The sequence below is a fragment of the Bacillus cereus group sp. BfR-BA-01350 genome, from assembly GCF_022663775.1.
Lineage (GTDB): Bacteria > Bacillota > Bacilli > Bacillales > Bacillaceae_G > Bacillus_A > Bacillus_A paranthracis.
On the sequence record NZ_JAKUGD010000005.1, the window covers coordinates 88,792 to 114,593 of the forward strand.

Below are 25,802 nucleotides of genomic sequence, written 5' to 3' on the forward strand. Positions count from 1 at the left end.
TGTTGCCCCCCTGTACGTGACAAGGACGAGATATGGCCAGCGTATGCCAAAATAAAAAGAGCCAGGTCCATAAAAAAATAAGGACCTGGCTCATAAAGACATCATTATGTAAAGCCGTTAACTTCCCTACGCTGGTACGAGCCAGATCAGGTCCAAAGGGTTAAGAAGTTCACGCGCTTCTCTCTCAGCCTACGCATACGTTAGGCACCCCTAGTTTATCACTGATTTAATTTTCAATACTTTCTCATCATACACGATAATCTGAAAAATGCAAAGTTTATTTCTCTCGCTCTTTACGGAATCATCCAAGTTAAATAATAGGCCTGAACATAAGTCATAATCCCCACAATTATTACGAAGAACAAACTATGCTTCACTGTAAAGCGGAATAAATCTGATTCTTTTCCAGCAAGTCCAACTGCTGCACAAGCAATCGCAATCGATTGCGGAGAAATCATTTTTCCGGTTACACCGCCCGTTGTATTCGCTGCAACGAGAAGTACTTCAGATACACCGACTTGCTGCGCTGTAATTGCTTGTAAATTTGAAAATAATGCATTCGCTGACGTATCAGATCCTGTTAAGAATACACCGATCCATCCTAAGAATGGTGAGAAGAACGGGAATAGTCCGCCAGTTCCTGCTAGTGCTAATGCTAGTGTAGAAGATAGCCCAGAATAGTTTGCAATAAATGCAAATCCTAATACAAATCCAATAGATAGAATTGGCATTTTTAATTCACTTAAAGTTTCTTTAAATGTTACTACTGCATCTTTTACACTCATTTTCAAAATCAGCATGGAAATGAGACAAGCAATTAAAATTGCTGTTCCCGTTGCTGATAATACATCAAACTTCAAAATTGCCTCGTAAGGCGTCGGTTTATTTACAATCGGCTCTGCTTTCATTACTAAATTGTGCAAGCCCGGAATTTCAAACTTAAATACAAGACTTTCTAACGCGCCTCCTGGAGCAAATAATGCTTTAAAGAAACTTTGACTCCAAATGACTACCATAACCGTTAATACGATAAATGGAGACCATGCCTTTACTACTTTTCCTAACGTTAATTTCGGCATCGATGCCGCCGTTGTTGCGGCTACTTCTCTATTTGCTTGCCCAGATTGATAAATTTCTTTCGGTTGCCATACTTTTAAGAACAGCGCTAAACTAACTAAACTTACAAGTGCTGACGTAATATCCGGAAGTTCTGGTCCTAAGAATGTCGCTGTAATGAACTGCGTAATTGCAAATGAGCTACCTGCTACAAGTAAAGCAGGCCACGTTTGTCTTACTCCTTTCAACCCGTCCATTAAAAATACGATAAAGAACGGAACAAATAATGATAAGAACGGTAATTGATGTCCAGCCATTTGTCCAATTTTATGTGGATCAATACCTGTTACTTGTCCAGCAACTGTAATCGGAATACCCATCGCTCCGAACGCTACTGGTGCTGTGTTTGCAATTAAACAAAGACCTGCTGCATATAAAGGATTTAGCCCAAGGCCTGCAAGAAGCGCTGCCGTAATCGCGACTGGTGCACCGAATCCCGCTGCCCCTTCTAAAAATGCTCCGAATGAAAAACCGATTAAAATAACGAGTAAACGATGGTCATTCGTAATGGATAATACAGATGCACGAATCACATCGAATTGACCTGTCTTCACAGATATTTTATATAAAAATACCGACATAATGATAATCCAAGCAATTGGCCATAATCCGTATAAGAAACCATATCCGGTCGCTGCCATCGCCATCGTGAACGGCATCTTATAAGCGAATAACGCCACTAAAATTGTCAGTACAACTGTAATAAATCCTGCCACATACCCCTTCATGCGGAAAACTGCTAAAGCTAAGAAAAAAAAGATAATCGGAATAAGTGCGACCGCTGCCGAAATCCAAATGTTTCCGAACGGATCATAAACTTGTGTCCATGTGTTCATTATTCTCTCCCCCTAAAGAATCCCCTTTTAAATAGAATAACCTCATCAATAGACTATCAGGTCATCATACCTTTAAGTCTAAAAATAAAAAAACGTTTAAGAAAACGTTTTCAATAACTTTCATTTATACTGTACCATAACAATTTCCATTTAAAAAGATTTTTTTGAAAATTTTATCATTTAACGAAAAAATCTTACAAAATCGTCACGTTCTTGTAATGTTCATCGATAGAAAGCTCGCTACCTTTCCTGCATAATAAAGGTATAACAACGGATATTATTTATGAGGTGATATATATGAACGGAAACAAAATATTAGCAGCTTTATCATACTTTAGTGTATTATTTGCCCCTATCTTATTCCCGATTATTGTGTGGATTGTGGGAGACGCGGAAACGAAACCACATGCAAAACGTGCTCTATGGACACACATTATCCCAAGTATTGCTACATTCATTGGCATGATTATTTTAGGAGTTATGGGTCTTGGATCTGATCAACCGGATGTAACACTGGGCATCGGTACGATGATTGTCTTATGTATTTGCGGAATCATTAGCTTATACTACTTCATTTGGAACATCGTGAAAGGTATAAAAGTACTGAAAGCTTAATTTTAAACAAACGTTTGATTAATAAGAAAAAACCGTCCCAAAATACTTTTTGGGACGGTTTTTTTATCTTCTGCGTTTCTTCTTTTTTCTCATCATTTTCTTACGGCGCGTATTCACTTTATCCGCTATAATATGAAGCGTGCTTGCCACAACAATTCCCATTACGAACGTTACAATTTCAACCTCATGTTCCTTCGCCATTTCTATTAAATTCCCGTCAAGCGCGATTACATTTAATAGGAATAAAAACGGAGAAAACACAATTAACATGTATGCAATACGAATCACATCACCAAGTATAATTGTGTGTGTAAAGAAGGAGCGATGCGGCATCACCTTCTTATACGGATACCAAAATATACGCAGGAATCCCCATTTATTATACGCATTACTATACGTATCTAAATCCGGTGTTAAAAATGTAGTACCTACTAAAAAGCCAATTGCAAAAGTTAATAAAAAATCAAAATTTGTTAGTCCATACGAAAAGAGCATAAACAAAACAACCGGAAGGGATATTAAGTTTATTTTCGTATGCGTTCTTCCTGATGGCATAATGCACTTCCTCGCTTACGTTCGCCCTGTCACCATGTGACAGTTCTTACCTATTGATCTAATTTCTGATCGATAAAGGATGTGTCTATATCCGAACCAAACCATTCTGCCAACTTCACTCGCGCCTTATCTTTTACAGCATCATCGACGTATAGCGACGCTTGTAATAATGCAGCCATTAACGCCCCTAAATCATCCGTATAACCAATTCCAGCAACGAAATCTGGAATCGCATCAATCGGTGCAATAAAATAAGCAAGTGCTCCAATTACAATAATTTTCACTCGTTTTGGAACATCTGGTTTCTGCAAAACGTAAAACAACAGTAAACTTGCATAAATAACTGACTGCCCTGCCTGCTTTGCGACATGTTTTACTTTCTTCCAAAATGCTTCAACTGAAAATTTTTGCTCCATGTAAAGGCCTCCCTATTTTTTAAAAGAAATAAGCTACAATATGTTTTCAGTAAAAGTTCATCAAAATTACACATAATCTATCAATGAACTTTCATTGTAACAAACAAACCCAAAAAGAACAAGTGTTCGTTAATTTTTACATATTTCCCTTCATATAATAGGTTTCTAGATAACCACTTACCCATTGTCATTTCTTATTTCTCAACAAGAGTTTTTTCACTTTCACTTAACATTCTGCTCTACCTTTGTTATATTTTCTAGTTGACGGACATATAAACGAATGTTAAAGTTTTCTCTGGTAGTGACAAATCTCATACAAAAAATGTAAAATGTTATAGTGTTTCTCAGAAATGAATTTTGTTGTATAATACAGAAATGACGTTATGCTTATGAGTAACACAAGAAACTAAAAGGGTATGCATAGTTATAGTCGTATATGGGTGAATATAGAACCTCTAATTATGGCCAAGAAAACTATGTATTTTTTATTTTAGCATTTTTCGCTCCAAAATCGACCAAGCCTGATAGAGAAAGGGTGGAAATGAATGAAAGAAACCTTGAAATCACAATTTCAAAATGTGCGTTTCACTGCATTCGTAGCTTTAGCCTTATGGTTGAAGACATATCTTATTACACGCACAAGCTTTGATTTAAAACTTGAATCTTTCATGCAAGAATTCATTTTATTCCTGAGCCCATTAGCAGCATCATTACTGCTTGTTGGTCTTGCATTATTTGCAAAAGGGAAAAAACGTAACTATATAGCACTTGGAATTAATTTTGTCTTAACAATCGTTCTTGTTGGTAACGTAATGTTCTACGGATTCTACAATGACTTCGTTACTTTACCAGTACTAGGACAAACATCTAACTTCGGAAGTTTAGGTTCTAGTGTAAAAGAATTGTTTAACTACAAAATTATCCTCGCATTTGCTGATATTATCGTATTCTTCATTTTATTGAAGAAGATGAAGAATTTTGCACCGACAGAACGTGTAGCACGCCCAATGCGTTCCCTATACTTCGTGTCAACAATTGCTATTTTCTTCGCAAACTTAGGATTGGCAGAAGCTGAGCGTCCAGAACTATTAACACGTTCATTCGACCGCGTTATGCTTGTTAAAAACTTAGGTTTATATGTACACCAAGTGTATGATCTTGGCTTACAAGCAAAATCAAGTTCACAAAAGGCATTTGCTGACGGTAGTAAGTTACAGGAAACAGAGAACTACGTAAAAACAACGCAAAGCAAACCAGATCCAAATATGTTTGGTACTGCAAAAGGGAAGAACGTAATCGTTGTCTCTCTTGAGTCATTACAAACATTCTTAATTGGTGCAACAGTTAACGGACAAGAAGTTACACCATTCTTAAACCAATTTACGAAAGAAAGTTATTACTTTGATAACTTCTTCCATCAAACTGGGCAAGGAAAAACATCTGATGCTGAATTCTTAGTAGATACTTCAATGTATCCACTAGACCGTGGTGCTGTATTCTTCACACACGGTAACAACGAATACACAGCAACTCCAGAAATTTTACGTCAGCAAGGATACTACACTGCAGTATTCCACGCAAACAACGCAACATTCTGGAACCGTAACATTATGTATCCGGCACTTGGTTATGATCGTTACTACAACGAGCTTGACTATAAGATTACGCCAGAAACGAAATTAAACTGGGGATTAAAAGATATCGAGTACTTTGATCAATCTATCGATATGTTAAAACAAGTGAAGCAACCGTTCTATACTCGCTTCCTTACTTTAACAAACCATTACCCATTCACTTATGATGACAATACAAAATTAATTGATGAATACAATTCTGGTGATGGCGTATTTGACCGTTACATGGTAACAGCTCGCTACTTAGACGAAGCAATGAAACACTTTATTGAACGTCTAAAAGCAGAAGGTATTTACGACAACTCAGTTATCGTATTCTACGGTGACCACTACGGTATTTCTGAAAACCATAACCGTGCAATGGCACAGTTCTTAGGAAAAGAAGAAATTACTGCGTTTGACCATATGAACTTACAAAAAACACCGATGTTTATTCATGTTCCAGGTCAAAAAGAAGGTAAAACAATTTCAAAGCCAACTGGTGAAATTGACATTAAACCAACTATTCTAAACTTACTTGGTGTAGACTCTACGAATGACGTTCGATTCGGTCATGACGTATTCTCACCTGACAATAAAGGGTTCGTTGTTCTTCGTGATGGTAGCTTCGTTACAGATAAGTACATGTACACGAACAGTACATTCTACGACCGTGCTACTGGCGAAGTTGTACAACTACCAAAAGAAGAATCTCAACCACTTATTGATCGCGCCCAAAATGAATTGAGCATGTCTGACAAAATCATTGAGGGTGACTTACTTCGCTTCTCTGAAAGCAACAAGATCAAAACTGGTGAAGTAAAGACAGCTATTAAAGAAGAAAAGAAGAGCGCTGAGTAATCTCAGCCTCTTTTTTTATATTTCTCCATACAATTACTTATATTCATTAACTTTAACATTACATAACCTTTACCAAATATTCATATAAAATTAATGAAGTATCTCTATAATAAAATATGTAAACGAGGTTCTATATATTTCTTATCTCTCATCTGTAATAAGATCCCTTAAAGAAATATGTGAATCGTTTATTTCTACTTTCTTATAATTGTCTTTCAATATGTTTTGTTTCCATACACAAAACATTCAATAAGACGATGTCCCTATGAAAGATAGCTACCCTCCTTGTGCAGCATTCCATGAGAATGTTGCTTTTTTTTATTTAAAAGCAGGATTCTTATTTCTTATTTTCGAATTTGTATATACGAAATGCTGTAAATCACTACCACTTCTCTACCATTTACAAATACATATACGTCATATGTAAAGAATTACTCACATAAAAATTACTGTAGTGATTTTTATTCCAAATGAATGAAAACTTCACTTTACTTATGCACTTACGAAAGGATGGGACGAAAATTGGCATATGAAAGATTTGTACTTTGGAATGATGCAGTTATTGATACAACGAAACAAAAAACGTACATAGACCTTGAGGAAAGAGGCTTGCAGTTTGGTGATGGTGTCTACGAGGTTATTCGTCTATATAAAGGGAACTTTCACTTATTAGATCCGCATATCACAAGATTATATCGCTCCATGGAAGAAATAGAATTAACACTCCCTTTCTCAAAAGCGGAACTGATTACCCTACTTTATAAACTAATCGAAAATAATAATTTCCACGAAGATGGAACGATTTATTTGCAAGTATCTCGTGGTGTACAAGCTCGTACCCATACGTTCTCATATGACGTCCCTCCAACAATCTATGCCTATATTACAAAGAAAGAAAGACCAGCGTTATGGATTGAATATGGTGTACGTGCCATATCAGAACCGGATACGCGCTGGCTACGCTGTGATATTAAATCATTAAACTTATTACCGAATATATTAGCTACTACGAAAGCGGAACGAAAAGGTTGTAAAGAGGCCCTTTTCGTACGAAATGGTACTGTAACTGAGGGCAGCCACTCTAACTTCTTTCTCATTAAAAACGGAACTCTTTACACACATCCAGCTAATCACCTTATTTTAAATGGCATTATTCGTCAATATGTTCTTTCTTTAGCGAAAACCCTTCGTATTCCAGTACAAGAAGAGCTTTTCAGCGTTCGTGATGTTTATCAAGCGGATGAATGCTTTTTTACAGGAACGACGATTGAAATTTTGCCGATGACTCATCTTGATGGAACCGCAATCCAAGATGGTCAAGTTGGCCCTATCACGAAAATGCTGCAACGATCATTTTCTCAGAGTTTGTTACAATCCAATATGTCATCTTCTTAAACACGAATAATTTCTATCCTTTCTACATTCAATATATGTATTTAAATGGAAATCAAGGTATAGATTTATGCCTTGATTTTTTCTTGTAATCTTTTTGTCATATTCAGATTCCCGCATAAGTCTTGACAGTAATCGACATGCTCTTTAGAATTTTTAACAGTTGGTAAATATTTCTTCACTACATTACAGACAGAAAGGAATCGACAAATTATGAAAAAATACCTTGCCGGTCTTGCGGCAGTGTCTGTAGCAGGAGGAGCAGCACCTACACTTGATAGTGTTCAAGCTGCCCCTGAACAAAATACACAAAAAGCTGCTACAACTGTCCAAGCTTCTGCATCAAACAGCTCATCTTATACGGTAAACGCTGACGTATTACATGTTCGTGCAGGATCAAGTACTTCTCACGACATCATCTCGCGCGTTTATAACGGTCAATCACTAAACGTGATTGGCGAAGAAAATGGTTGGTACAAAATTAACATGAATGGAAAAACAGGCTTTGTTAGTGGTGAATTTGTATCAAAAAATGGTGGAAGCAATTCCAATGTAAGTACAACAGGTGGAAAGAATAAAGTTACTGCTGATGTATTACGTGTACGTACCGCTCCTAACACTTCTAGTTCTGTTTCAGGACGTGTATATGAAGGACAAACATTAAACGTAATTGGTCAAGAAAATGGTTGGGTAAAAATCAACCATAATGGACAAGTAGGTTATGTAAGTGGTGAATTTGTATCTGGCGTTTCTGCTAATACAGGTTCTTCAAACAACAATACGAATAATAACAACCAAGAATCTGTAAAACCAGCAAGCGGAAACTATACAGTAAATGTATCTTCCCTTCGTGTTCGTACAGGTCCTAGCACTTCTCACACAACTGTAGGTTCTGTTACAAAAGGACAAGTAGTACAAGTTGTTGGCGAAGTTCAAGATTGGTTCAAAATCAATTATGCAGGTCAAACGGCTTACGTAAGCAAAGACTACGTAACAAAAGGCGGTTCTAGCGATAACGCTACACAAGGAAACAACCAAAATAACAACCAAAATAATAACCAAAACAATAATGTAACTGTTCAAACTGGTGGTACTTACGTTGTTAACGCAACATCTCTACGCGTTCGTACAGGTCCTGCTACTTACCATAGCGTAATTGGTGGCGTATTAAATGGTACGACATTAAACGTAATTGGCTCTGAAGGTAGCTGGTTTAAAGTTAACTATCAAGGAAAAACAGGCTACGTTAGTAGCGAATTCATGAAATTCGTTAAAGGTGGCACTACTACTCCTGAGCAACCAAAACAACCTGAACAACCTAATCAAGGTGCAATTGGTGACTACTACATTAATGCTTCTGCCTTAAATGTACGTAGTGGTGAAGGTACAAATTATAGAATCATAGGCGCACTTCCACAAGGACAGAAGGTTCAAGTAATCTCTGAAAACTCTGGATGGAGCAAAATTAACTACAACGGTCAAACTGGTTATATCGGAACACGTTACCTTTCTAAAACACCAGTTGGCGGCGCAGTAGATAATAAGCCTAACAACAATCAAAATAACAATCAAAACAATAACAACAATACAGGTAATAATAGCGGCAACAGTTCTTCTATACTTGCATATGCAAAAGGAATGCAAGGCGTACCATACGTTTGGGGCGGAACTTCTGCTAACGGTGTGGACTGCAGTGGCTACATCTACCACGTATTTAAGAAATTTGGTCATAACATTAGCCGTCAAAGTGTTGCGGGATATTGGGGTAGCCTACCACAAACTTCAAATCCACAACCAGGCGACTTAATTTATTTCCAAAACACTTATAAATCGGGTCCTTCTCACATGGGTATTTACCTTGGGGGCGGATCATTTATCCAAGCTGGAGATAAAGGTGTAGCAATCGCTTCATTAAGCAATTCTTATTGGAGTAAGCACTTCTTAGGTTATACGAAAGCACCTTAAGTTATATTTTTAGAGCCTTCTAGATTACTAGAAGGCTCTTTTTTAATGTGTATAACCTATTTCCCTAAAAAAATAATGTATCTATTTTCCTATTTCATACACTATATTCTACAATAATGATCCATAACGTTATCATAATGTATATTTTTACATAAAAAACATAACCTATTTCATGTCTAATCATTTTATATGTGTTTTTTTGAAGAATTTTCTTTTTATTTAAACTTTTCGTTAGACGTTTGACCTCTGATGTCCATTATGATAAGTTACTTAAGATGTTATATTTGCAGAAGTATAGACAACTGTTTTATACATTTTTTTACTATGAGGAAGGAGCATACACTGCATGAATCTTTTATGGGGAATTGGCGGCGTGATTGGAGTATTAGCAATCGCTTTCTTACTATCTTCCAACCGCAAAGCTATTAATTGGCGCACGATTTTAATCGCGCTAGCATTACAAATGTCATTTTCATTTATCGTATTACGATGGGATGCCGGAAAAGCAGGTTTAAAACACGCTGCAGATGGCGTTCAAGGATTAATTAATTTTTCTTACGAGGGAATTAAGTTCGTTGCTGGGGATTTAGTCAACGCAAAAGGACCTTGGGGATTTGTATTCGTTATTCAAGCACTACTTCCAATCGTATTTATTAGTTCATTAGTAGCAATCTTATATCATTTCGGTATTATGCAGAAATTTGTTAGTATCGTTGGTGGCGCATTAAGTAAACTTCTTGGAACTTCTAAAGCAGAAAGTTTAAACTCAGTAACAACTGTATTTTTAGGACAAACTGAAGCTCCAATCTTAATCAAACCTTACTTAGCACGTTTAACAAATAGTGAATTCTTCGCTATTATGGTAAGCGGTATGACAGCTGTTGCTGGATCAGTTCTTGTCGGCTATGCAGCAATGGGTATTCCGTTAGAACACTTATTAGCAGCAGCAATTATGGCAGCTCCATCAAGTCTATTAATTGCAAAACTAATTATGCCAGAAACAGAAAAAGTAGATAATAACGTTGAACTTTCTACAGAGCGTGAAGATGCAAACGTTATTGATGCAGCAGCACGTGGTGCATCAGAAGGTATGCAACTTGTTATTAACGTAGCAGCAATGTTAATGGCTTTCATCGCATTAATTGCTTTATTAAATGGCCTATTAGGATGGATTGGCTCTTGGTTCGATATTAAACTTAGCCTTGATTTAATCTTCGGTTACTTACTATCACCATTTGCAATTTTAATCGGGGTTTCTCCTGGTGAAGCTGTACAAGCAGCAAGCTTTATCGGTCAAAAACTTGCAATCAACGAATTCGTTGCATACGCAAACTTAGGACCACATATGGCAGAGTTCTCTGCAAAAACAAATCTAATTTTAACATTCGCAATCTGTGGATTCGCAAACTTCTCTTCTATCGCAATTCAATTAGGTGTAACAGGAACATTAGCTCCTACTCGCCGTAAACAAATTGCACAATTAGGGATTAAAGCAGTTATCGCTGGTACACTAGCTAACTTCTTAAACGCAGCAGTTGCAGGTATGATGTTCCTATAAAATAAAGCAAGTCCCCTCTTTCTAAAGAGGGGACTTTTTATTTTCTTAGTATATATTAAATACTTTATGCCGAAATATAAAAACATTATGATACAATAATTATCAAGTCTGTTTATTTTTTCTTACAAAAGAGGGATACTACTTATTGTTGCTCTCTCAAAAAGAATATAGTCATCCGGTCTATTTCTTAATAATTGCGCATACTACAAGTATCCTTGTATGGATTATCTTTAAGGAGGAAAGTTTTGTGAAAGATAACTTCTATAAAGTCCTCTCTATGTGGATTTTACAAATTTTATTTTATTTTACAACTGTACATGTAACGCAATATGAGCATGCTCTCATTTTTACAATTATATATGTAATTGTTAATGTACTATTTCTATTTTTGCCTGATAAAACTGCATTTGTTTTCTTCATATTAGGAACCATTATTTCGGTATTCTACCTGTTCTACCAAGCATGGCTTTACTTATGGAGTACATCAGAACAATGGGAATACATTATTACTCACTTCCTAATGGCAGCAAATTTCTTCATTGTATATATCTCCACTCATCTATTAAAGAAGGTTATTCATGAAAATAAAGAATTAACCGAACGTGTGAGAACGTTAGAACAATACATCGGAGAATCGAAATTATTAACAAGACAAGAATTTGAGAGACGACAAGCATTATTAATCAATGCAATGAATCGTCGTAATGAAACAGGCGTTATGATTTATTTTGATTTCACTTCCTTTAGTAAATATACGAAGGAAAGTGTTATGGACCGTGTAGCTTCCTTATTAGTTGGAACGGTAAGAGCTGACTTTGACCTTGCTGCTAAATATGATAATAATACGCTCGTTATTTTATTACAAAATACAAATGAAGCCGGTGCTGACATTGTAATGAACCGCCTAAAGCCAAAAATGGAGCAATGGCTTGCTGCTGAAGCGATCCAAGATATAAAAATTTCACGCGAGCAAATTGGGAACAAAGGACAGACGTTATTATGATGACACTCGTTATACTTCTTTTATTCCTCTTGTTTTGCGTACTTGTTTTTTGGATTAGCATCACATTTTCGATTAAGTATGTACTTATTTTTACAGCCTTTCTATTCTCTGGCTTACTCGTTTACTATTCTTTCTTAACACTCGCAGGTCTAGTTCACCGAAATAGTAAACGAAAAGATCGTACGCTAAAACATTACCCAAGCGTCGATATTTTAATACCAGCTCACAATGAAGGGGTCGTTATTAAAGATACTTTAGAGGCGATGGCGAAGATTGAATATCCAGGCAAACTAACTGTTTATTTATTGAACGATAACTCGCAAGATGAGACACCTGAAATTGGTGACGATTTTGACAAAGCTTATGCTCATATTCGTCACATTCGCGTTCCACCTGGTGAACCAAAAGGAAAATCACGTGTATTAAACTATGGCCTTAGTATTTCAGATGGTGAATACTTCTGTGTTTATGATGCAGATAACCAGCCTGAACCACATGCACTGCGAATGCTCGTAGAACACGCTGAAACAACCGAGGATGCTGTTGGAGCTGTTGGGCATGTTCGTACTGTAAATGAAAAAAGAAACTGGCTAACACGAATGATTTCGTTAGAATTTCAAATCTTCCAGCTCCTTATGCAATCCGGACGTTGGTTACTATTCCAAACAGGTTCACTAACAGGAACAAACATGCTTCTTCGCCGCGCTGCATTAGAGGAACTTGGCGGCTATGACCCTTATGCAATTGCAGAAGATGCTGAATTAACATTACGAATTACACAAAAAGGCTATCTCCTGCCAATCGTTCCAGAATCGGTTACATGGGAACAAGAACCTGAACATTTAAAAATCCTTATTAAGCAGCGTACACGTTGGCTTCAAGGGAACTTGTACATTTTAGAAAAAATGTTTTCTTCATTAAGTTTCTTTAAAGGAAAACTGCTCGTCCATTCTTTACAACAAGTTTTAGTGTATGTTGTATTTTGGTTATTCTTAATCATTTCGAACGTTTGGTTTGTAATTGGGTTACTCGGGATATTCCAAATTCAATATAGCATTCCACTACTATTTATGTGGTATGTCGCATATGTTACATATGTTTCTCAATTATTTAGTGCCCAGAGTGTGGAACGAACCTTTACACCAACTAATATTTTTATTAGTGTTATCATGTACTTTACGTACGCACAGCTCTTTACGTACTTATTCATTCGTAGCTTAATTTTATACTTACGTGCAAAGAGCAAGAAACAAGTCATTGGCTGGGATAAAACTGTTCGATTCAAAAAAGATAAATAATAAAAATAAGCACAGAGCGCCGTATGCTCTGTGCTTATTTATTGCCGTATAAAATATATATCAGACAATACCCCTTAGCTGAAAGTAATTTCACGTCCATCCCCCAACGAACGATCGACCTTCATTTATATACGAAAAAGTGATTGCTATTTTTGTAGAACCAATTGCTTCTCTTGCTGCTCTTTGCGCGTTTCAGTCTTAGGTTCCGTGCTTTCTTGGACACTACGATGTGCCACACGTTTCAAACAAATATGCTTCCACTTTCTTTCGTAACGTTTCATTATTCTAGATGTCCCCCTTGAATGCGCTTTAAAACTATTTGAAATCGCTTACAGGAAATAATATAGCACATATATATAAACGTGACAACACATTTCCGACAATTTTTTGTCAAAAATACGAATAGAATCCGCCATATATCGAACATTGTCGAAATGTATCGATTTTTCTCCATATAAAAGGCATACTACTAATATATTGACACTCCCACGGCTAAAGCCGCAAGCTGACTAACGTCAGTGGGATTCTTGCTACCAAAGGCGACGTCTATTTCTAGTATCGCTGACGTGCAAGATTGCGGTGTGCCATCACCACTCCATATCCAGTGCATCTAGCAGATACGGCACTCGTTCTATTACCAAACGAGTCAGATTTTGAGTTCTCAAATGTGTTTTAGCGTCTTGTACTTGACGACTCAATACATTTTACGGAGCAGAAGAATTTGTTACTCCAACCTCATATGTATTCTGTTTTCAGAGAACAAGATTGTTTTAGAGACTTTTACTTGTCTGTTATGAAAATTATACCATTTCAAATACTTGATGTACAGAACATACTTTCGGTATTTTATCTGTACATCGCATTTGACCTCACTATCATCCCACCCCTAAAGGGGGTACTATCGCACCGTAGTGGGCTTTCCTATTCGGAAAATCTGTAAAGTATTTTATTTCCCTTACTTGCAGTTCAAGTTCCTTCTATATAAAAAAGAGCTGATACATAATCAGCTCTTTTTCCTTCTATTATTTATGACGCTTCATACGCCCTTCTTTTTGTAACTCTTTAAATAATGCTGCCATCATAAAGAAAATAACGAAGACGAATGGGAATGCTGCAATGATAGCTGCCGTTTGTAAGGCTTCTAATCCACCTACATATAATAAGATAGAAGCTAGAGCAGCTAAAACGATACCCCAGATCATTTTAATGCGGTTTGGCGGATTTAAACTACCATGTGTTGTTAACATTCCTAAAACGAATGTCGCTGAATCTGCAGATGTAATAAAGAATGTAGAAATAAGAAGAATAGCTAGAACAGATAAAGCCGATCCAAAGCTTCCCATCTGATCAAACATAGCGAATAATCCTACTTCTGTTCCCATCTCTTTCACTTTTTCAAAAATATGTGCATCACCGAACAGCTCCATATGAATACCAGTTCCGCCGAAAACAGAGAACCAAAGGGCACCAATTACGGTCGGTACGAGTAACACACCGATAACAAATTCACGAATGGTACGTCCTCGTGAAACACGAGCAATAAATGTACCTACGAATGGTGACCATGCAATCCACCATGCCCAATAGAAAATTGTCCACGATTGAATCCATTGGTTTCCACCTTCATCTAATGGACTTAATCGGAAACTCATGCTTGGTAATTCCTGAATGTAAGCACCAATTGTTGAGGTGAAGTAATTCATAATAAAGTTTGTTGGACCCGCAAATAATACAATAATCATAAGTGCAAATGCCAAAATAATATTCGTATTACTTAAATATTTAATTCCTTTATCAAGACCTGTTTGCGCAGATAACATAAATAACACTGTTACGATTGCGATAATAACTAACTGAGTCGTTAATGAATTCGGGATGGATGTTAAATAACTAACACCACCGGCAATTTGTTTTGCACCAAGACCTAATGATGTTGCCACACCAAACACAGTCGCGAAAACAGCTAACACATCAAATAAATGAGCAATACGTCCATGGTCCCCGCCTTTAAATAACGGTCCTACTGTCGCACTAATTGTACTTGCTTTTCCTTTTCTAAAAGTAAAGTAAGCAATACAAAGCGCTACAAATGCATATAGTCCCCAAGGATGTAATCCCCAATGGAAAAATGAAAAACGCAGTGCAAGACGTGCACTTTCCTCAGTTGCACTCTCTCCAAACGGAGGTGCATACAAATGGTTTAATGGTTCCGCAACGCCCCAGAAGACTAAGCCGATACCCATACCAGCACTAAATAACATAGCAAACCATGTCATATAACTATAATCAGGCTCGTCATCATCTTTACCTAAACGAATAGAACCGTATTTCGAAACAATTAAAAAGATAGACACACCTAAAATAATAGAAACAGAAATAATATAGAACCATCCAAACTTACTAACTAATGCAGTTTGAATTGCAGTTGTTACATTTCCTAGGCTACCTTTTCCAATAATAGATTCGGGAATAATCCCCCAAAGTGTAAATGCAATACATAATGTTAATGAAACGATGAATGTTTTTGTCAGTTTCCTCATCAAATCCCCCTTCGTAGGTTTCACTTTTGTAAATAACATAAATTCCGATATGTAAAATCGGATAGAAAACTATGATTTTTGTGGTGATTTTCTTACTTTCACCTTCACCAATTCGAATTCTTATGGACAGCCTTACCTTCCGTATAACCTTTTCACTCTGCAAGAGCTATAAGATCGAAATACTGCTGTCAAATTGTGCGAGAAAAATGCGGATGGGAATGTATTTCCCCAAAAAAGGTGTGTTACAGATGTAAAAAAGGGCATTTTTCTTCCTTGCACCCCTTTCTTTTTGTAACAATTATGCGGTTTTTTTGCTAGTATATAGCACGTGTTTATAGTTTCACAAATGAAATGTTTATGTTTATATAACTATATTACCCATAAAACGGTAAAATACTCAAGGAATGTAATCGTTTAGTAAACATCATGTAACACTCATGTAATATTTTTATTTACGACGAAAACAATATGTTGTATTAAATATTTTGAATATAAGTAGAAACCTACTAATCATATAGAGTGAAAAACGCTTTCCTATATTTTTTGTTATATTACAGCATGTTAACGACTTATTACGAATGGTTTGTAATTGTGTGTTTTCCCGAAATCCGAAAAAATCTGTTGCTATAATGAGGACACGAAAACAAACGCAATGGAGGCTATCATGAAAAAATTAATTGGAATAGCAACAGCAGCAGTTTTTGGTCTTGGGATTTTCACATCATCTGCTAATGCAGAAACTGTTGTAACAACAGACGTACTAAATGTACGCGAAAACCCTACTACTGAATCAAAAGTTGTCGGTAAATTACTAAACGGTAATAAAATAGATGTTCAAAATACAGAGAACGGATGGTCAAAAATCACTTTAGATGGTAAAGACGCATTCGTAAGTGCAGAGTTCACTAAAAGCATCTACTACGTAACAGCTAACGTATTAAACGTACGTGCTGAAGCGAACACAAACTCAGAAATTCTTGGGACGCTTAAGAAAGATGATATGATTGAAACAACGAACCAAGTACAAAATGAGTGGTTACAATTCGAATATAACGGAAAAACAGCTTACGTTCACGTTCCTTTCTTAACAGGTACAGCACCTGTTATTGAGAAACAAGAACAACCAGCTCCTGCTAAAGCGCAAGCGCCAGCTAAAGCACCTGCAGCACAAGCAAAACAAGCTGCTAAGCCTGCTGTAAAGGCTGCTGAAACTAGCACACCTTCTGGTGGTCGTGAGTTAACAGTTGTAGCTACAGCATATACAGCTCATCCGAGCGAAAACGGTGGCACATATGGCGGCCGTGTATTAACTGCAATGGGTCATGACTTAACAGCGAACCCAAACATGAAAATGATCGCTGTTGATCCGAAAGTAATCCCATTAGGATCTAAAGTATGGGTAGAAGGTTACGGAGAAGCTATCGCTGGAGATACTGGCGGTGCAATTAAAGGTAACCGTATCGACATCCTACTTGGATCAGATAGCGCTGCTCAAAAATGGGGACGCAAAACTGTTAAAGTGAAAATTTTAAAATAACCAATGACTGCTAAGGCCAGTTCTCTTTGTTGAGAGCTGGCTTTTATTTTTTTATAATAGTTATAAGGAGGCTATACTCATGAATGTACAAGCAAAAGTAGACTGGATCGGTACACCAAAACCGTATATATATAAAGATGAAGTAACATATGACGCTACTTCTATTGATTTTTCACTCGCTGGCGACGATAATCGCTATAAATTAATTGTGCTCAAGTCTGAAGAAAATACACATTACAAATTTGTCCAATATGGAATCAAACCCGGCTCACAAAAGCCATTCCCTATCGACATTCCATTCGAACAAAACATGTTACCAATCATAGAGCAAATATTACATGATCCGTATGTACAAGCAATATTAAAAGAGACGCGCTCATAATGGTAAAAAAATATATCAACGATCTTTCAATTATATCTATCATAACTTACAATATATCAACGGTTTGACACGAAATATTGAGTAGCTACAAAATAAAGAGGCTGTTCAAATATTGAACAACCTCTCTCATATTAACGAGTTGGACCAGATACTTCCTCTGATTTAAGCGTATTATTCGCTCCAAGAGAATGGTACAATATCTTTCCATTTCCATTCACAGTAACGATATGATCATTATTAAAGCTTTTGAACTTCACAGAGCCATCACCGTAACGAATATGATATTCTTCATATGTTGTTACTTTATATTTCGTAGCACTTTGACGCTCTACATTACGAATTTCCATTGTTAATAAATCTTCTGTAATTCCTTTTTTGTGTAAATATTGTATGTAATCACGGTCTTCCTTGTACGATTTCCCGCTCTTATCATAATTATTTTCAATTAGGCTAAAATCATTTAATGAAATCGCACGCACATTATCATAAAGATGATTTCGTACAAAGTCACCGACAGCCGAACTTGATGTTTCTTTCGGGAATTTTAAGTAATACGTACTTTGATCTCCAATTTTAATACTTTCAGATTTCATCACACCAAAATCAGTAGTTTTCTCTAAATGTACTTCCACTGTTTCGTCTGTCGATACAGGACCAAGATTATAACTTCCGTAATTTAATTTCCCACGTTTTTTACCGTTCACAAACACAGTTGCATCATTTTCATCAGAAGAAATCGTTACATACTTTCCTTCAAGTGATAAATCGACTTCTACTTTCCCGCTCTGTTCATCTGCTAAATCTACTTCTTCTTCTGTTTCTAATTCAGTCAGTTCAGTCTTCGCAGTCGCCTTTACAACATACGTACCTGGGAAGTATGGCCCTAATTCTTTCGAAGTTTTATCACTAGAAAGTTCGGTTTCTTTTTTGTCATTCACATATATTTCAGCATTTTTTGCAGTGGTGCTAACTCTCATGTAATAAGATTTCATACTGAACTTATACTTCGGATATAAGAACCACTCTTTTCCGTCTTCGACAATTTGTCCATCTTTAAAGGACGCTTTATCTTTTACTAACCTTTGATTTATAGTCTCTTTCTGTAAATAAGATAGTAGTTCTTTATTATACGAAGGATTCTCTTTTAAATAACGCATGTACGCCTTAATATCTTCTATCTTAATCTTTAAGCTTGGATCATCTGCTTTCACAATTTCATCAATTGCATTTACATCTTTCTTTTGGAATGCTTCAATCATTACATTCACTTGCTTTTCTTTTGAAAACTTATTTGCTCCAAACTTATACGCCCCAAATAATACAGCCGCAACGATGAGGAAACCGATGATGAAAAATAAATTTTTCTTACTTTTCGCTGGTTTTATCTCATTTTGTACTTCTGTGTATGAAGCAGCATTGTTATCAACAATTACTTCAACTTTGCTTCCGCATTCAGGACAAAAGTTCAAATGGTCTGCAACGTTCTTTTTACATGTTCCACAAAACTTCAACATGCTCTCCCCCTATTTTTTGGCTAATTTCATTCCAGCAAATGCCGCCACATATGTCACAATAAAACTAAACATAGTTAAATATATAAATGAATTTTGCATAGATAATACAGTACCGCCCGCTCCAAATAAATTCATTACATTTCCAGATACATCAATTTGGAACTTAGAAATGATGTTCATTACAATCATCATAATTGTGTAAGAAGCGCTACAAACAGCTAGTGTGATATACATGTTCGCAGTTGGTAATTCCGCTAATTTTCTCCCAGTTATGAACATAAAGAATGCCGGAATAATAAGTAGTAATAAACCGTAATGGAATGCACCATTTACTTCTTCTACTTCAGCGAGATCCTCTTGGTTTCCGCCTTGTGCAACTACAATATCCTTCATTCCGATACCATTTACAGAAATACCTGACACAAATGAAAATACTAATTTGTTATCAGATGCTTTCTTACTAAACTTTTTAAATTCATGATCCAATGCTGGACTTTCTACTTCTAATGGAGAAAAATGAGCCATACTCCATAATTGAGGTGTTAATTCTAGCGCTAATAATACACCTTGTGTTTTAGATTCTTTCATTTCTTTTAACGGTGCAGCACTGTCTTCTACATTACTTACTAACGCTACAGCTAAGATGCACATTACTACCGCTGTCACTAAAAAACCTTTTATCATAGATGAAATTCCATAATAAATAGACGCTCCATATGGTATTAACTCTTGAAATGCCGCTGCCATATTGTTTTTGCTTGTATGAGCAATAAATCCTACTAAAGTAAATAACGTTCCGGATACAAAACCGCTCAAGAAGCTCTTAATTGCTGAATATCCAACTGTAATCTTACCTGCATCCGAGAATGGAATTGTAACAGATTGTGACGCTATAAAGCTTATAATGAATAAAAAGACGCCGTAAATAATACCAACTGTTGCCGCTATAAAAATTTGATCTTTAATCGTTTTTGCAACACGCTGTTTTCCTAACCATATTCCTGTTCCAGCGAAAATAATAAATGGGATGATTAATAATAATGTAAATGGAGTATGCCAAGATAAAGATAATATCAATCCACTATCATCACTAGCTGTAAAACCAAGTAAATGGTAATTTAACAACGTAGCAGTTGCACTTGCATAAAAGCTTGGTAGCATTTCTAACTCTTTCGCAAATTTACTCATCATCTCACTTAATATAGACGCAAATAATACACTACCAATCCATCCTGCAATTAACATGAGAATACTTGCAACAGCCCCACCAATAAAACCTGTTTTTAACACGGCTTTATCTGCTTTGAATTCAACATTAGGAGCACCGTCCATCGTAGGTAATTTTATAGCCTGTTCTTTTTTCTTTACAACAAATAACGAGTGCCCACACTTTTGACAATATAAATTTTGCTGAGCATTTTCAGTACCACAGCCTTTACAATATTTCGCGTTATCTTGTTCTAACGTTACTACATCAGTAGCTCCAGCCATCTCCATACTACCTTCATTTGGGCAATAATTTACTTCTTCACCATGTTGCTTTCCGCACGTGCGACAATACATCTTATTCACTCCCCACTTTGCTTAATTCCACAAACCGGACAGTAAGTAGAGTTTTTATCGATATGCTCATCACATGAAATACAATTTGCCGTTTCACCGTCATTTTCTACCGCTAACATTGGGTTAGGATTTCCGCATGAACCACAAAACTTATCGTTCATCGATAAAGGTCCACCACATTCACATGTAGCTTTCTCGCCTTGTTGTTTTTGCAATTCAACAATGCGTTTTCTCGCTTGATAAATAGCCACATCAAATTCTTGAACTGGAGCAATCATCTCTTTCAAACTTTCTTCATTTACTCCGTTCCCTCTTAATTGAACATATACTTGTTGTCCAACCTCTAATAGAACCTCTGCCTTTTTCTGCATTTGTACTTGCATTCCCTTTTTCAATTGAGCAATCTCTTGTGCAACTTGTAGCTTCATCTTCCCTTGCTCAATTCCTTCTTGTAACTTATTCATTCCACTGCCTAACTTCGTCTGCAAATCTGACAAACCTATTCTCCTCCTATAAATATATAGTAATATACAAAATTAACATTTTATATATTACCATGATTTTCAAGTAATGTAATCTAAATTTCATTTTTTCTGTTTTGAGCATTTTTTGTTTATAATGGTAAAGGAAAGAAATATGTGTACGGAGGAATATTATGCTGCAACACTCAATTACGAAAGATGAAATTATGATGATTGCGAATGAGTTCGTTCAAGGACTAGATCCACAGCAAACAGCTGATCAGGAACATGTCGCTACAGCTCGGCACCTATATCGTAGTGGTGTTGTCTACAACGTTGACTTTGATGGCTATACGCTATCAGGAACTGTAGATGCTGAAGGCAGCGTATATAGCGTCCATATCCCGATTCGTAACGTAGCTGAAAGCTATTGCGATTGCTTCGCACCAACGCAGTGTGAGCATATGCTCGCTGTGTTACTATCGGCAGCATCTAGTTTCGGGCAAGTAGGAGATGTATTAACTTTATTCAAAAATAATACGAAACCTTCTCTTCCTCCTATTCGAACTGCAAGACAAGTATTGCAATCATCAGCTTTTGAAGAAACGGATTATAAAAGTTGGCAATCCTATTTTGATAACGAATATGAATCATTTAAAAAAGAACAAGCTCGGCTTACTTATAAACAAATGTATTTTCTTATGAGTATTTTTACGGACTTCTATACGAAACTCGAGCGGAAAGCTCCGCGTATCATCGTGATACATGAATTGTTCAGGTTACATGCAGCGCTTTATTGCTTTCAAAAATTATTAGAAGAAATTCAGGAATTTGAAGCAAATAAAACGTATTCTTATCACCAGCCTGTTAACGTCGTTCGTCTCTTTGTAGATAAAGTGGAAGCCATCGTTCGGGACTTACAATCAGAAGCGACTTCTTCAGAGTCTGAAGCAATTTTGCAAGAAACAGCTCGTCTCGTTCATGAAGTATTCTTCTCGACCGACGCCTATACGCAAGAGAGATTTTTTATTTATCGTCACATATGGAGTGAACTTCTACACAATAAAGAGCAAATTCGTGAAGAAGAAAAACGAATCGATACGAAAATGAATCCACTTTCCAAAGCACTAGCATCTTCTCATCTACTCTTTTTAAATGATGAAGATCTATTAGCGATGGACTTATTAAAAAAACAGCCTGCTTCTGTTGTAAGTCTGTACTTTTACTGGTTAGAAGAGTTATTAAATACAATGAAGTGGGATCGTGCGAAAAACTGGCTTTCCTTTACGTATAAACAAGTAAAAACAACGATACAGGAGCAAGAAAATACGATTTTCATAAAAGATATCGTTCGCTTATTTGTCATCATGTATGAAACGTATGCAACCCATACAAATGAACAAGCTGGACTCGAAATGATTTTGCAAGAGCTATTACCATATAGTTTCGCAAACTATGAACAATACGTACTCGCGAAAAAGCAGTATCGCACATGGACGGAACTTCAGCTCTTACACGGTTTTGAAGCGATTGAACTTTTGAAAGAGCCGCTGAAAGATATTGAAAAGGAAGCACCAGAAGCAGCACTTCCTCTTTATCACCTTGCTACTACCGAAGCCATTGAAGAGCGAAATCGCAAATCATATAGACGTGCAGTTCGTTACTTAAAGAAATTACGTACATTATATAAACGATTAAAGCGTACCGATGAATGGGATGCTTTCATTATTCACATCGCAAACTTACATTCACGTCTGCGTGCACTACAAGAGGAATTACGGAAAGGAAAATTAATCGATGATCAATCAAACTGAAGTAACAATTAGGCTCCAGCACGTTAGTCACGGTTGGTTCCTTTGGGGAGAAGATGATAGCGGTACTCCATTATCCGTAACAAGTTGGAAACGAAATGCATTTACATGGCACTCCACTTCCTTCTACGGCACGTTTCTAAAAGAAGCAAGCTTTGAAGGAAGACAAGGTGTTATGCTAACAAACGCACAAGCATTTGAATACATCGCGAATAAACCGATGAACTCCTTTGCCCGTATTCAAATGAACGGTCCTATTACAGCACTTACGGAAGATGCGAACGAATTGTGGGATGCCTTCACAAGCGGTAGCTTCGTACCTGATATGGAGCGCTGGCCTAAACAACCATCTTGGAAAGTTCAAAATACTCCAATCGAAGATGAAACATTGGCATCTCTTTTCTCGGCTGCAGTAAATGAAAGCATATTACAAGATAACCGTTCAAATGACGGATGGGAAGATGCAAAGAGACTTTATGAACATTACGACTTTACGAAAAGACAATTAGACGCAGCACTACATGAAGAAGATTGGCTTCGAAAAATTGGTTACATTGAAGATGACCTTCCCTTTACAATCGGACTACGACTACAAGAGCCGCAAGAAGAATTTGAAATGTGGAAGCTTGAAACAATTGTTACACCAAAGCGCGGGGCACATCGCATATATGTATATGAAAGTATCGATTCTTTACCAAAACGATGGCACGATTATGAAGAACGTATTCTTGAAACACAAGAAGGCTTCAGTAAGCTCGTACCGTGGTTAAAAGACGGTGATACATTCCGAAGTGAACTCTTTGAAACAGAAGCGTGGAACTTCTTAACAGAAGCAAGTAACGAATTACTCGCTGCAGGTATTACGATTTTACTACCATCATGGTGGCAAAATTTAAAAGCGACAAAACCAAAATTACGTGTGCAACTGAAGCAAAATGCAACGCAAACGCAATCTTTCTTCGGTATGAATACGCTCGTTAATTTTGACTGGCGCATTTCAACGAACGGCATTGATTTATCAGAAAGCGAATTTTTTGAACTCGTTGAACAAAACAAACGGTTATTCAATATAAATGGTCAATGGATGCGACTAGATCCAGCCTTTATTGAAGAAGTACGAAAGCTCATGAATCGTGCCGATAAATATGGACTTGAAATGAAAGATGTCCTTCAGCAACATTTATCAAACACGGCTGAAACAGAAATTGTAGAAGAAGATAGTCCATTTAACGATATTGAAATTGAACTAGATGGATATTATGAAGAGCTATTCCAAAAACTATTGCACATTGGAGATATTCCGAAAGTAGATGTCCCTTCTTCACTAAACGCTACACTCCGCCCGTATCAACAACATGGCATTGAGTGGTTATTATATTTAAGAAAGCTTGGATTCGGCGCATTGTTAGCTGACGACATGGGGCTTGGAAAGAGTATTCAAACGATCACTTACTTACTATATATAAAAGAAAACAATCTCCAAACAGGTCCTGCTTTAATCGTGGCTCCGACATCTGTTCTTGGAAATTGGCAAAAAGAATTTGAGCGTTTCGCACCGAATTTACGCGTTCAGTTACATTATGGAAGTAATAGGGCGAAAGGCGAATCATTTAAAGACTTCCTTCAATCAGCAGATGTTGTATTAACGTCTTATGCATTAGCTCAGCTTGATGAGGAAGAACTTAGTACGTTATGCTGGGATGCTGTTATTTTGGATGAAGCACAAAATATTAAAAACCCACATACGAAACAGTCTAAAGCAGTGCGAAACTTACAAGCAAATCACAAAATCGCATTAACTGGAACACCGATGGAAAACCGCCTTGCCGAGCTTTGGTCTATTTTCGACTTCATTAATCATGGATATCTTGGCAGCTTAGGACAATTCCAGCGCCGCTTCGTCTCACCAATTGAAAAGGACCGTGACGAAGGAAAAATCCAACAAGTTCAACGTTTTATCTCGCCGTTTTTACTGCGTCGTACGAAGAAAGATCAAACAGTCGCATTAAACTTACCAGATAAACAAGAACAGAAAGCTTACTGTCCACTAACTGGTGAACAAGCTTCCTTATATGAACAACTTGTTCAAGATACATTGCAAAATGTAGAAGGATTAAGCGGAATTGAACGACGCGGATTTATATTACTCATGCTGAACAAACTTAAACAAATTTGTAATCATCCCGCTCTTTATTTAAAAGAAACGGAACCGAAAAACATCATCGAACGTTCCATGAAAACGAGCACGCTCATGGAACTCATTGAAAATATAAAAGATCAAAATGAAAGTTGCTTAATCTTCACGCAATATATCGGTATGGGGAACATGCTAAAAGATGTGTTAGAAAAACATTTCGGTCAGCGCGTCCTCTTCTTAAACGGTAGTGTACCGAAGAAAGAACGTGACAAAATGATCGAACAGTTCCAAAACGGAACGTATGACATCTTCATCTTATCGTTAAAAGCAGGTGGTACAGGGTTAAACTTAACAGCTGCCAACCATGTCATTCACTACGATCGTTGGTGGAATCCAGCGGTAGAAAATCAAGCAACAGATCGTGCATATCGCATTGGTCAAAAGCGTTTCGTTCACGTTCATAAACTGATTACAACGGGGACACTTGAAGAGAAAATCGATGAAATGTTAGAAAGAAAACAGTCATTAAACAACGCCGTCATTACAAGCGATAGTTGGATGACCGAACTATCTACAGATGAACTAAAAGAATTACTTGGTGTATAAACAAAAGGAGCTAATCTTTTCGA

General features: G+C 36.7%; 18 protein-coding genes and 1 riboswitch. Of the genes, 11 read left to right on the forward strand and 7 right to left on the reverse strand.

Features of this window, described 5'->3' with window-relative positions:
- Nucleotides 1-106: 106 nt before the first annotated feature.
- Nucleotides 107-222: riboswitch (TPP riboswitch) on the reverse strand.
- Nucleotides 223-293: 71 nt separating this feature from the next.
- Nucleotides 294-1,952: an L-lactate permease gene (lldP, locus tag MR147_RS13435; RefSeq protein WP_242304408.1), complete on the reverse strand. Its 1,659-nt coding sequence runs from the start codon at nucleotides 1,950-1,952 to the stop codon at nucleotides 294-296.
- A gap of 297 nt (nucleotides 1,953-2,249) precedes the next feature.
- Between lldP and MR147_RS13440 the strand changes: the two genes are divergently transcribed.
- A complete protein-coding gene (locus tag MR147_RS13440) occupies nucleotides 2,250-2,567 on the forward strand; it encodes a magnetosome magnetite crystal formation protein family (RefSeq protein ID WP_061529301.1) in 318 nt (105 codons plus the stop codon).
- Nucleotides 2,568-2,630: 63 nt separating this feature from the next.
- Here MR147_RS13440 and MR147_RS13445 read toward each other — a convergent pair whose 3' ends face one another.
- A complete protein-coding gene (locus tag MR147_RS13445) occupies nucleotides 2,631-3,122 on the reverse strand; it encodes a metal-binding protein (protein WP_001139083.1) in 492 nt (163 codons plus the stop codon).
- A 50-nt stretch (nucleotides 3,123-3,172) separates the two neighbouring features.
- Nucleotides 3,173-3,538: a YkvA family protein gene (locus MR147_RS13450; protein ID WP_000435501.1), complete on the reverse strand. Its 366-nt coding sequence runs from the start codon at nucleotides 3,536-3,538 to the stop codon at nucleotides 3,173-3,175.
- A gap of 545 nt (nucleotides 3,539-4,083) precedes the next feature.
- Here MR147_RS13450 and MR147_RS13455 point away from each other — a divergent pair.
- The 6 genes from MR147_RS13455 to MR147_RS13480 all read left to right on the forward strand — a co-directional run bounded on the left by MR147_RS13455 (nucleotide 4,084) and on the right by MR147_RS13480 (nucleotide 13,228).
- Nucleotides 4,084-6,012: an LTA synthase family protein gene (locus MR147_RS13455; RefSeq protein WP_000665331.1), complete on the forward strand. Its 1,929-nt coding sequence runs from the start codon at nucleotides 4,084-4,086 to the stop codon at nucleotides 6,010-6,012.
- Between the two features lie 510 nt (nucleotides 6,013-6,522).
- Nucleotides 6,523-7,407, forward strand: a complete 885-nt coding sequence (locus MR147_RS13460; RefSeq protein WP_049112924.1) for a D-amino-acid transaminase — start codon at nucleotides 6,523-6,525, stop codon at nucleotides 7,405-7,407.
- A gap of 210 nt (nucleotides 7,408-7,617) precedes the next feature.
- Nucleotides 7,618-9,369 (forward strand): C40 family peptidase, encoded by a 1,752-nt coding sequence (locus MR147_RS13465; protein ID WP_074606578.1) that lies wholly within the window; start codon nucleotides 7,618-7,620, stop codon nucleotides 9,367-9,369.
- Between the two features lie 346 nt (nucleotides 9,370-9,715).
- Nucleotides 9,716-10,927: a NupC/NupG family nucleoside CNT transporter gene (locus MR147_RS13470; RefSeq protein ID WP_001051025.1), complete on the forward strand. Its 1,212-nt coding sequence runs from the start codon at nucleotides 9,716-9,718 to the stop codon at nucleotides 10,925-10,927.
- 247 nt (nucleotides 10,928-11,174) lie between these two features.
- Nucleotides 11,175-11,930 carry a GGDEF domain-containing protein gene (locus MR147_RS13475; RefSeq protein ID WP_074606576.1) on the forward strand — a complete coding sequence of 252 codons (756 nt, stop codon included), beginning with the start codon at nucleotides 11,175-11,177 and terminating at the stop codon, nucleotides 11,928-11,930.
- Nucleotides 11,927-13,228, forward strand: coding sequence for a glycosyltransferase family 2 protein (locus tag MR147_RS13480; protein ID WP_074606575.1), 1,302 nt, complete (start codon nucleotides 11,927-11,929; stop codon nucleotides 13,226-13,228). The genes MR147_RS13475 and MR147_RS13480 overlap by 4 nt, the downstream gene beginning before the upstream one ends.
- A 1,022-nt stretch (nucleotides 13,229-14,250) precedes the next feature.
- Here the strand turns inward: MR147_RS13480 and opuD are convergent.
- Entirely contained in the window at nucleotides 14,251-15,768 is a 1,518-nt protein-coding gene (gene opuD / locus MR147_RS13485; RefSeq protein WP_001230127.1) for a glycine betaine transporter OpuD, read from the reverse strand.
- A 664-nt stretch (nucleotides 15,769-16,432) separates the two neighbouring features.
- Between opuD and MR147_RS13490 the strand changes: the two genes are divergently transcribed.
- On the forward strand, nucleotides 16,433-17,305 hold the full coding sequence (locus tag MR147_RS13490; protein WP_000733320.1) for a cell wall-binding protein EntA: 873 nt from the start codon (nucleotides 16,433-16,435) through the stop codon (nucleotides 17,303-17,305).
- A 79-nt stretch (nucleotides 17,306-17,384) separates the two neighbouring features.
- Nucleotides 17,385-17,687, forward strand: a complete 303-nt coding sequence (locus tag MR147_RS13495) for a DUF3910 family protein (protein ID WP_074606573.1) — start codon at nucleotides 17,385-17,387, stop codon at nucleotides 17,685-17,687.
- Between the two features lie 131 nt (nucleotides 17,688-17,818).
- Here MR147_RS13495 and MR147_RS13500 read toward each other — a convergent pair whose 3' ends face one another.
- From MR147_RS13500 to MR147_RS13510, 3 genes are read right to left on the reverse strand one after another with little or no spacing between them, the layout of a single operon-like run.
- Complete coding sequence (locus tag MR147_RS13500; RefSeq protein WP_074606654.1) at nucleotides 17,819-19,198, reverse strand: zinc ribbon domain-containing protein; 1,380 nt, start codon at nucleotides 19,196-19,198, stop codon at nucleotides 17,819-17,821.
- A gap of 12 nt (nucleotides 19,199-19,210) precedes the next feature.
- Nucleotides 19,211-20,764 (reverse strand): acetolactate synthase large subunit family protein, encoded by a 1,554-nt coding sequence (locus tag MR147_RS13505; protein ID WP_074606571.1) that lies wholly within the window; start codon nucleotides 20,762-20,764, stop codon nucleotides 19,211-19,213.
- 5 nt (nucleotides 20,765-20,769) lie between these two features.
- Entirely contained in the window at nucleotides 20,770-21,261 is a 492-nt protein-coding gene (locus MR147_RS13510) for a zinc ribbon domain-containing protein (RefSeq protein ID WP_033692244.1), read from the reverse strand.
- A 158-nt stretch (nucleotides 21,262-21,419) separates the two neighbouring features.
- Here MR147_RS13510 and MR147_RS13515 point away from each other — a divergent pair, with 158 nt between their 5' ends.
- Both MR147_RS13515 and MR147_RS13520 read left to right on the forward strand, forming a co-directional pair.
- Nucleotides 21,420-23,039 carry an SWIM zinc finger family protein gene (locus MR147_RS13515; protein WP_074606569.1) on the forward strand — a complete coding sequence of 540 codons (1,620 nt, stop codon included), beginning with the start codon at nucleotides 21,420-21,422 and terminating at the stop codon, nucleotides 23,037-23,039.
- Complete coding sequence (locus MR147_RS13520) at nucleotides 23,023-25,779, forward strand: DEAD/DEAH box helicase (RefSeq protein ID WP_074606567.1); 2,757 nt, start codon at nucleotides 23,023-23,025, stop codon at nucleotides 25,777-25,779. The genes MR147_RS13515 and MR147_RS13520 overlap by 17 nt, the downstream gene beginning before the upstream one ends.
- Nucleotides 25,780-25,802 lie beyond the last annotated feature (23 nt).